This window comes from Tabrizicola sp. (genome assembly GCF_031377265.1).
Classification (GTDB): domain Bacteria; phylum Pseudomonadota; class Alphaproteobacteria; order Rhodobacterales; family Rhodobacteraceae; genus JAUYQR01.
Map to the genome: position 1 here is coordinate 1 of NZ_JANMET010000124.1, position 7,412 is coordinate 7,412.

General features: G+C 65.1%; 8 protein-coding genes and 1 pseudogene. 5 read left to right on the plus strand and 4 right to left on the minus strand.

Annotated elements, in window-relative coordinates:
• Window positions 1-79: 79 nt before the first annotated feature.
• Window positions 80-745, minus strand: a complete 666-nt coding sequence (locus tag RMO18_RS07380; RefSeq protein ID WP_309664911.1) for a thiamine diphosphokinase — start codon at window positions 743-745, stop codon at window positions 80-82.
• A 164-nt stretch (window positions 746-909) separates the two neighbouring features.
• Here RMO18_RS07380 and RMO18_RS07385 point away from each other — a divergent pair, with 164 nt between their 5' ends.
• Window positions 910-3,489, plus strand: coding sequence for a hypothetical protein (locus tag RMO18_RS07385; RefSeq protein WP_309664912.1), 2,580 nt, complete (start codon window positions 910-912; stop codon window positions 3,487-3,489).
• Window positions 3,490-3,516: 27 nt separating this feature from the next.
• Here RMO18_RS07385 and RMO18_RS07390 read toward each other — a convergent pair whose 3' ends face one another.
• Both RMO18_RS07390 and RMO18_RS07395 read right to left on the minus strand, forming a co-directional pair.
• On the minus strand, window positions 3,517-3,762 hold the full coding sequence (locus tag RMO18_RS07390) for a DUF2842 domain-containing protein (protein WP_309664914.1): 246 nt from the start codon (window positions 3,760-3,762) through the stop codon (window positions 3,517-3,519).
• 10 nt (window positions 3,763-3,772) lie between these two features.
• The gene (locus RMO18_RS07395; RefSeq protein WP_309664916.1) at window positions 3,773-5,065 is read right to left on the minus strand and encodes an adenylosuccinate synthase; all 1,293 of its coding nucleotides are present in this window, start codon (window positions 5,063-5,065) and stop codon (window positions 3,773-3,775) included.
• A 128-nt stretch (window positions 5,066-5,193) separates the two neighbouring features.
• Between RMO18_RS07395 and RMO18_RS07400 the strand changes: the two genes are divergently transcribed.
• Window positions 5,194-5,436 carry a hypothetical protein gene (locus RMO18_RS07400; RefSeq protein ID WP_309664918.1) on the plus strand — a complete coding sequence of 81 codons (243 nt, stop codon included), beginning with the start codon at window positions 5,194-5,196 and terminating at the stop codon, window positions 5,434-5,436.
• 38 nt (window positions 5,437-5,474) lie between these two features.
• Window positions 5,475-5,636 (plus strand): hypothetical protein, encoded by a 162-nt coding sequence (locus RMO18_RS07405; protein ID WP_309664919.1) that lies wholly within the window; start codon window positions 5,475-5,477, stop codon window positions 5,634-5,636.
• An 18-nt stretch (window positions 5,637-5,654) separates the two neighbouring features.
• Here RMO18_RS07405 and RMO18_RS07410 read toward each other — a convergent pair whose 3' ends face one another.
• Window positions 5,655-6,398 (minus strand): methyltransferase domain-containing protein, encoded by a 744-nt coding sequence (locus RMO18_RS07410; protein ID WP_309664920.1) that lies wholly within the window; start codon window positions 6,396-6,398, stop codon window positions 5,655-5,657.
• A 100-nt stretch (window positions 6,399-6,498) separates the two neighbouring features.
• Between RMO18_RS07410 and RMO18_RS07415 the strand changes: the two genes are divergently transcribed.
• A complete protein-coding gene (locus RMO18_RS07415; RefSeq protein ID WP_309664921.1) occupies window positions 6,499-6,894 on the plus strand; it encodes a DUF6524 family protein in 396 nt (131 codons plus the stop codon).
• Between the two features lie 32 nt (window positions 6,895-6,926).
• Window positions 6,927-7,412, plus strand: a pseudogene (locus RMO18_RS07420) (hypothetical protein); the annotation flags it as partial.

The window sequence follows — 7,412 nt, forward strand, 5'->3', positions numbered from 1 at the left end:
TGGGCCGGGATCGCGGTGATTGTCGCCTCCGGGCTTTACATCATCCACCGCGAACGGCTGGCAGCACGGGCCCCGGCCCTCAGGGCTGCGTCAACGCCCTGATCGCCGCATCCAACCGCCGCCGGGGCAGGATCACCAGCATCCCCGGCCCATCGAACACCAGCCGCACCAACGGCGCCGTCACCCGGTTCGACGTGCCGATCATCCCGTCCGGCGCAAAATCCAAGCCTTCGATCGGCCATTCCAATCCGGTGCTTTGCCCCCGAACCTGCGCCATCGGAAACAGCGACACCGTGTCCCGCGGTCGCAGCCGCAACTCAAGCTCCGCCGGGGCCGCAAACGCCAGATCCGACGGCCCCAGCACGATGCAGCGCTGCCCAGCCCGCCGGATCAACGTGTTGAACACCGCCAACCCGTGATCCAGCCGCGCCCCGGCAAAGCCCAGCGCCAGCACGAACGGCGCCGAAACTGACCGCAGCGCCTTGTCGAAATCGGTGGTCGCCTGTTCGGGCATCGGGTGTTGGCGTGCCTTGGGGATTGCCTGCCTGGCCGCTTCCGTCAGCGAATCAAAGTCGCCGATCACCGCTTCCGGCATCACCCCGGCTCGCAACAAGCGGTCCGCGCCACCGTCCGCCGCCACCGGCACCGGCGCGCGCGACAGCGCAAATTTCAGGTCACGCGCGGAAAACGGCCCACCGCCTGCCAGCGTGACCCCCTGCAAAGACTGGACAATCGGCTGATTCATGCAAAACTGTATCCAAATAAGGCAAATATTCTGGCGCGTGGCCACAATCAATCCATCAAATTACCCCGGTCTGTCCATGTATTAGAACCCACGTCGGGTAGATTTGTGTCTGGTGCAATACGAGGGGCTTTCGAGCAATGGTTGGTGACAGCAAGATTTTGACCGTGTCTTACGGTACCTTCAGCTGCACGCTGGAAGGGTTTGACGATCCGTTCAACACGATGAAAGCGATTGCAGAATACTTCCGCGATCTCGCCGGGCAAGACCGCTACTTCGGTGCCGAGCCGCCAACCCCCGACGCCGCAATGCTGCACCGCATCGCCGAACGCGAAGTCAGCCGCATGGTCGAAGCCCGCGTGCAGGACAACTCGGTCGTGCTGCGCCAGCATGATGCGCCGCCAACCTCCGCCCCGATGCCTGCGCCTGCCGTTGCGCTGTCGCCTGCCGCCCCTGCTCCGGTCGCCCCTGCACCCGTAGACGTCGCACCACTTCAGCACCCAGCACCGGTCCCGCCACAACCCATGGCCTCCAGCGCGCCATCAGTCGACACAACACGCCACGTCGCCGCCGCAATCAGCGGGCTTGCGGTTGCAACCGAAGATGAACCTGACGTGCCGTTCCTGAACGAGGTGATTCCCGAAGGCGTCGCTGCCAAGCTGGCGCGGATCCGCCAATCGGTAAGCTATCGCCCAGCCGCAGAGATGCAGGTTGCCGAAACGCCAGTCACCGTATCCCCCGTGACCGAAGCGCCGGCGCCAGAACCATTTCCTGAATCCATCCCAGCCTATGCGGCCGAGACCTTTTCTGACGAACTGGATGCCGCCGCCGATGACCTCGACGACGCAGGCGATCCGCTGCCCGAAGATCTGGACGATCTGGCCGCACTCGACCTGACAGACCCGCTCGGCTTGTCCGAAGAGGCTGAAGGCGATGCGCAAGTTGCACGCGCCGATGCGTCCGGTGTCGACAGTGTACTGGCCCGGATTTCGGCACTGCTCGCCGACGAAGACGAAGCCGATGACGCGGCCCTGCGTCTGGCCACCGACACGGACATCGACATGCCGGATGCCGGCCTGAACGCCGCAATCGCCGACGATCAGCCCGTGCAAGACGATCAGCCCGTGCAAATGGAAGTCTCTTCCGCGCCATTGCTGCTGTCTGACGACTTCGTCGCTAAAGCCGATGACGATGACGAAGACGAAAGCGCCGAGGAAGAGGCGATTGAAGCTGAAGCCGCCGAAAGTCTGGATCTCGAAGCTGGCGGTCAGCCCTACCTTCTCGATCACGCCGCCTCAGACGAGGATGAGGACTACGAGGCAATCGAAGATTCGGTCGCCCCAGTCGTCGAAGACTCAGTCGCCGAAGCCCCCGTCGTCGAAGCCCCGTTGGCAACGTCGTCCTTTCTGATGGACGAGCGGTTCTCTTCGGCGAACCTTGCAATCGATCCGCTGATCCTGTCGGACAACTCCGAAACCACCGACCAACCCGAAGTCAAAGAAGCTCCGGTTCTGGCCGAAGCAACGGCCACGCAGACAGACCCCGCTGACCTGCCCGAAGAATCCTTCGCCGATGACCTTGCCGACGTGGCCGAAGATCAACCTGCCGAAACCGTTGAAGCAGTGTCGGAGGCAACACCAGAAGACGTAGCCGAAGCCGTGCAGCCCGAAACCGCAGACGCCAAAACTGCAGACGCCGACACTGCAGACGCCGAAACTGCAGATCTGGACATCGCCGCCGTCGCCGAAACCCAGGCCGACAGCCCGGAAGCTGCCGAAGAGGCGGGCCTGCCGCCCCGTGCCCGCGCGCGCGTTCTTCGCATCCGTCGTGTCAGCACCGACCTCGGCCCCGAATCGGCAGACGCCGCAAACCCCTCTGACGACCCAAGCCGCCCGCTCGACAAGGCCGGCGAAGACGCGGCCATGTCGCGGCTTCTGCGCCAGGCCGATGACGAGATGGCCGGTGCCGAAAACCGCCGCCGGCTTTCCGCAATCGCGCATCTCAAGGCAGCCGTCGCCGCGAACGAAGCCGAACGTGCCGTCACCGGCGAAGCCCTGCCCCCGACCGGGGCCAAGATCGGGCCGTATCGTGACGATCTGGCCCATGCCGTGCAGCCTGACACCGACCCGGACGCTGGCGTTCTCGATCCCCCGGCACCGGTCCGCCCGCGCCGCGAAGTGATCAGCGTGCGCCCGCAAGGCCCGCGCCCCGGCAGCCTGCGCCCCGGCCTGATGAACGCCGTGCCGCTGGTGCTGGTGTCAGAGCAGCGCATCGACCGTACCCCGTCGTTGGGTCAGCCGGTGGCAGCCGGCCGTCCCGGTCGCTTGTCGGGGGCCATTGGCGCCGCAGCAACGGGTTTTGCCACACCGTCCACGGACGACCAGATGGCCGCCGCCCTGTCAGAGTTTGACGAAGATGACGAGGGCGACGACACCGACAACATCTTTTCCGACGACGCCGGCTTTGCCGATTTCGCCAGCAAGCTTGGGGTGAAGTCGCTGACCGACCTGCTCGAGGCCGCTGCCGCCTATACAACCTGCATGGAAAACCGTGACCAGTTCACCCGCCCGCAACTGATGCGCCGTCTGGCCGCCGGAACCGGTGGCACGCCTGTCAGCCGTGAAGACGGGCTGCGCAGCTTTGGTTCGCTGTTGCGCACGGGTCGGATCGAAAAGGTCAGCCGTGGTCAATACGCCCTGTCGGACCGGTCGGTGTTTCTGGCCGAAGCCCGCCGCATGGCGCTCTGACCACACCCGGTCAGCGCGCACAAATCATCAGGCGGATGGGGGCTCCCTGTCCGCCTTTTCTGCATCCGGATCGGCCTGACCGATGCCCTTGAACACAAACCTGAACGGCAGCATCCACAAGAACCCCAGCGCCACATAGAGCAGCAGCTCCAGCCATAGCGGTGGCCGCTCAAGCAGGTTCAACAGCGTCACCGCCACCACCACATAGACCGGCAGACCGATCAGCAGGATGACCAGCGACCACCCCCTGCGCGCCTTGTAACTCAACGCCATGCGGTTCTCCTCAATCGGCAAACGGATCAGTCACGAGGATCGTGTCTTCCCGCTCCGGCGAGGTGGAAAGTAGCGCCACAGGGCATTGGATCAACTCTTCGATCCGCCGCACATACTTGATCGCCGCCCCCGGCAGCTCGGCCCAGGACCGCGCCCCTGCGGTGGTTTCAGACCAACCCTCCATCTCCTCAAAGATCGGCGTGCAGCGCGCCTGTTGGTCGGCCGCTGTCGGCAGATAATCCAGCCGCACCCCGTCCAGCTCATAGCCGATGCAGATCTTCAGCACCTTGAACCCGTCCAGCACATCCAGCTTGGTCAGCGCAATGCCCTTGACCCCGCTGGTGACGCAGGTCTGCCGCACCAGCACCGCATCAAACCAGCCGCAGCGCCGCTTGCGCCCGGTAACCGTGCCGAACTCATGCCCCCGCTCACCCAGCCGCTCGCCGTCGGCATCGAACAACTCCGCCGGGAACGGGCCTTCACCCACCCGCGTGGTATAGGCCTTCACGATCCCCAGCACGAAATCAATCGCGCCCGGCCCCATCCCGGTGCCCGTCGCCGCCTGCCCCGCGATCACGTTGGAACTGGTCACAAACGGATAGGTCCCGAAATCGATATCCAGCAACGCCCCCTGCGCGCCCTCGAACAGGATCCGCTTGCCCGCCCGCCGCGCGTCATGCAGCACCTTCCAGACCGGCTTTGCATAGGCCAGCACCTGCGGCGCAATCGCCCGCAGCGCGTCCAGTAATGCCGCCTTGTCGATCGGTTCCATCCCAAGGCCCCGGCGCAGCGCATCGTGATGCGTCAACAACCGGTCGACCCGCAGCTCCAGCGTGGCCGGATCGCCCAGATCGGCCACCCGGATCGCGCGGCGCCCCACCTTGTCCTCATAGGCCGGGCCGATCCCGCGCCCCGTGGTGCCGATCTTGGCCACCGAAGTCTGGTTTTCCCGCGCCCGGTCCAGCTCGCCATGCACCGGCAGGATCAGCGGTGCATTCTCCGCGATCATCAGGTTTTCCGGCGAGATTTCAACGCCCTGCCCGCGCAGCTTGTCGATCTCGGCCACCAGATGCCAGGGGTCCAGCACCACGCCATTGCCGATCACGCTCAGCTTGCCACCGCGCACGATACCGGACGGCAGCAGCGACAGCTTGTAGACCTTGCCATCGATGACCAGCGTGTGGCCCGCATTGTGCCCACCCTGAAACCGCGCAATCACATCGGCGCGCTCTGAAAGCCAATCGACGATCTTGCCTTTTCCCTCGTCGCCCCACTGGGCTCCTACGACAACGACATTGGCCATGGCATGATCCCCCGGTTTTCAAACCGTGCGACCTATAGACGGCGCGCACGACCGGGGGAACAGGAAAATGCGTCGCGCCCATCCGGATACGCATCGCGGATTGACACCAGACCGCCCCCTCCTGCTTGGTGCAAAAAGCCTCCGCAGCAGCATTGCTGCTGCCGATCTCCCTCGACGCTGCCCAAATCCTTGCCACAGCCTGCACTGCGGCGTGGAATTCCGGCTCTTCCGCAGCGGTGGCCCGCTACTGCGCGCCAACCGGCCAGATTGCGATCAATGGCGGCCAGCCCTGGCATGACCGGGACGGGGTGGCGGCGATGGCCGGCGGCTTCTTCGCCGATGTCCCCGACCTGAACCTGAACCCGACCTGAACCTGACCTGCGATGGCATTCGGGTTGCGGGGGATCACATGATCTACCTTTGGGCCTCTACCGGCCACCACTCAGGCACCGGCCGTCCCTTGCGGATCGTGGGCTGGGAAGACTGGGATCTTGGCCCTGACCACCTGGTGCAAACCTCTCGCGGCTGGTTTGACGCGGTCGACTACGCCCGACAAGTCGCGGGCGGCTGACGACAGGCCGTTGGCAGCTCACCCCGCCAAGCCCCCGATCGGGATCAAGTCCGGACAGCCCGGTCGGATCGGCCCGCCCGCCGCATCGCCCGCCCAGCGATCCACCCGCAAACCAGCCTCGGCAATCAGGCGTTCCAGTTCCGAAAGCGGTGGAAAGGCAATCCGCGACGTGGCCGAGTACTCCCGTCCATCCGTCAGACGGTAGTGCGTCTCATAGCTCACGACGTCGCTGCCAGCCTCCAGCCATGCATCGTTCCACCGCTCCACCATCCCGAACACCGGATGCGCCCGCCGCTCTCGCGTGGCCTCCGGCGTCCAGTCTTGCCATTCCCGCGCGTCCGGGTTGCGGCTGTCAAAGAAGAACCGCCCGCCCGGCAGCAGATGCCGCCGGATCACCGCCAGAACCGCCGCCCGATCCTCTACCGTCAGCAATGTCTGAAACGCGTGGCCCGTCATCACCACCGCATCGAACCGCTTGCCAATATCCAGATGCCGGGCATCGGCCTCCACCCATGTGACAAGCTGGCCCCCCGGCCGCACCCGCGCAATGTCGAGCATCGCCGCCGCCGGATCGACGCCCACCGCACGGGCCCCCCGCCCGGCCAGCGCCGCCGTAAAGATCCCCGTGCCGCAGCCAAGGTCCAGCACCGTCGTGGCCCCCGCCACCAGTGCGGCGAACCCGTCGAAATCCGCTGTCCACGGGCAGTCCCAATCGTAAAACTGCGCCAGATCGGGATCTTGGAACAACCTGTCCAACTGCATCACCTCGCCTCCATCCCGCCGCAGCCACCGGAAAGGCTGGACATCATTCGCCGCATTTGTCACCTCTTTGCCAACACCATTGCAACTCCGGGATCATCTCATGGGCATCCTTCTGCGCTGGCTTGGCGCTTTCCTGCTGCTTGCGGCAATCTTCAACCCGACGCGATGGAACTTTGTCACCTGGGCGCGAACAAACTGGCCCGATCAGATGCCGTTGATCGTGTTTGGCGGCCTGATCCTTGCGGTGGCGATGATGGTCTACATCGTGGCCACGATGCGCTCCATCGGCCTGCTCGGCGCCATCGTCATCGCCGCGATCTTCGCCGCCGGTCTGTGGGTTCTCACCGATTGGGGCCTGCTGGCGCTTGGCAATTCCGTCCTCACCGTCTGGCTGGCGATCTTCGCGCTCTCGCTCATCCTCGGGATCGGGCTCAGCTGGTCGATCCTGCGCCAGCGCCTGTCCGGTCAGGCTTCGGTGGACGAAATCGATGGCTAGTCAGCCCCCTGTAACCCGGCTCGGCTGATCCCGTGCCAGATCTGCTGTCGGTCAAGGACGCCATCCTTCGGCCCACCCGCCCCGGCGAAAAGGCCGATTTCCACCAAGTCTGCGGCGTCTTCACGGCCGACGGCACCGCCGTTCCGGCCGCCCAGACCACAACACGGGTCGGCCCGCTCTGCCTGCCTTGTCCGCCGCCCGACCCCGGCCCACTGCCGCTGCGCTCTGGCCGCTGGCTTTTCGGCGGCATTGGCTTTCATCACTTTGGCCACGCGCTGATCTTTTCCACTGCCCGGCTCTGGGCGCTCGATCACCTCACCGGCGGGCTGGACGGCCTGCTATTCCTTGATCGGGGAACCACAGGCGCAACCCGCCCCGGAACCACCAGAAATCTGCAGCATATCCTTCGTCTTTTGGGGGTGGACCTTCCAGTTGTGACGGTCGGGCAGGACGAACGCGTCGCGCAGCTGGTCGTCCCGGACGAAGGCATATCGACGGCAGAAAACCTGTTCGACGGC

What these genes read in the sequence shown, in the direction of transcription:
- RMO18_RS07405 (WP_309664919.1), top strand. Translation starts at nt 5,475, where the DNA reads ATGATCTACCTTTGGGCCTCTACCGGCCACCACTCAGGCACCGGCCGT.
- RMO18_RS07410 (WP_309664920.1), bottom strand. Translation starts at nt 6,398, where the DNA reads ATGCAGTTGGACAGGTTGTTCCAAGATCCCGATCTGGCGCAGTTTTAC.
- RMO18_RS07415 (WP_309664921.1), top strand. Translation starts at nt 6,499, where the DNA reads ATGGGCATCCTTCTGCGCTGGCTTGGCGCTTTCCTGCTGCTTGCGGCA.
- RMO18_RS07390 (WP_309664914.1), bottom strand. Translation starts at nt 3,762, where the DNA reads ATGGCGTTGAGTTACAAGGCGCGCAGGGGGTGGTCGCTGGTCATCCTG.
- RMO18_RS07380 (WP_309664911.1), bottom strand. Translation starts at nt 745, where the DNA reads ATGAATCAGCCGATTGTCCAGTCTTTGCAGGGGGTCACGCTGGCAGGC.
- RMO18_RS07395 (WP_309664916.1), bottom strand. Translation starts at nt 5,065, where the DNA reads ATGGCCAATGTCGTTGTCGTAGGAGCCCAGTGGGGCGACGAGGGAAAA.